Source organism: Acinetobacter sp. 228 (assembly GCF_048147885.1).
On record NZ_JAYWYV010000173.1, the window covers coordinates 1 to 1,629 of the forward strand.

Below are 1,629 nucleotides of genomic sequence, written 5' to 3' on the forward strand. Positions count from 1 at the left end.
TTCAATACTATCTAAAGCATAAATGCCTACATTGTGACTACGAGTGGTCGATTGTGCTGTGATAGATCCACGCTTATCTGTGAAGGCACCATTGCCTGGATTATTTAAACTTGTACACCAGCCATTTGCCACAGCAGCAGCTGAAGTACAGTTTTGAATATTGCTGTCCAAAATGGTTGAGGTGGTTTTACCATCAGCATTAGTGAAAGTATGAACACCTTGATCTGTTTCTTGGAAGCTCCATTCATTACCGACATTAAAAGAATGCTTTAATGAACCAGTATTAAATTTACCTCTTAGGGAAAGTTGGTCACTATATGCATCGGTATCAAGAATACGACTTAAAGCACGACGAGCAACAGTACCTCTATAAATGTTACCTTTTGAGTCATCTGCGTTGGTATAAACATAATCTGATTTAGATTTGTTGTAAGTCGCTATATTCGATAATGTCAGGTTTTCATTAAAGTCATGTTCTAATTTAAAGGTACCGATATGGTTTTCACGTTTGTCAAAATCACGTGCTTTCCAACCATAATAAGTTCCAGCTTTTACATCAACAGGCTTACCATCACCAGGTGTTACTGTAACCCCAACAGGAGGTTTTGCTGGGTTTGCATTGTTAAAAGGAATGCCTGCATCAGGTTCATCATTGCTACGTAAATAATAGTAGCTTAGTGTTCCGCGTGTTGCTGTATCTAAGCCAAAAGTAATACTTGGAGCAATACCTACACGTTTATATTCAGCACCATTACTTTGGCCGGATTTCTCATTTTCGTGGCCCATAATTACTACACGGCCAGCAATACCATTACCAAAATCTTTGTTCGCATCTAACTGAATATGACGATAGTTGTCGGTACCGCTTTGAACACTACCTTGATATACATCACCTTCATGAGCAACTTTAGGGATGAGGTTAATACTGCCCCCAACGCTACCACCACCACCAAGAGCAGAAGAAGATCCTTTAATGACTTCAACTTGCTCAATAGCAAACATATCTCGATTCTGAGAAGTTGTATTACGAACACCATCTACATAAATAGAAGATTGACCGCTATAACCACGAATGTAAGGCATATCTGTAAACGGGGTACCGCCTTCACCAGCACCTAATGTAATACCAGGTTCATAACGTAACGCTTCGAGTAGGGTATTAGAGTTTGTATCTTTAATTAATTTTTGAGAAAGAATAGAGACTGATTTTGGTGTGTCTTTTAATGGAGCAACGAATTTAGAGTTTGCTGATTGATCAACCTTTAAAGATTCTTCTTGAGTCGCTTTAGTATGAATTGTTGGTAATTGGGAAACTGCTTCTTGCGCCATCGCAGTTGTTGCTATCATCGAGAGCGATGAGGCGATTGCAGAGGAAACAATTTTTTTACGTGTTCTAATCAATGACATGACTTTCAGGACTTAAATATAAACGTTATGCGAATAATAATAATTCTTATTTATATGTACAGTTTGTGTTAATTGGATTTGCCGATAGAATTGTGAAGAAAATGTGAAAGTTTTAATCACTTTTAGTTACAAAATGGGCCTAATTAATTGATTAGACTTAACTGTTTGGAAAATCGATAACTTTATTAAAATTAATTGTAATTTTAGATTTGTAAAGAATAG

1 protein-coding gene is annotated in these 1,629 nt (G+C 37.0%); it reads right to left on the reverse strand.

The window, feature by feature from the left end; translation table 11 throughout:
- The coding region (locus tag VXQ92_RS17060) for a TonB-dependent receptor (RefSeq protein ID WP_416682618.1) at positions 1–1,407 on the reverse strand (1,407 nt) is incomplete at its 3' end.
- Positions 1,408–1,629 lie beyond the last annotated feature (222 nt).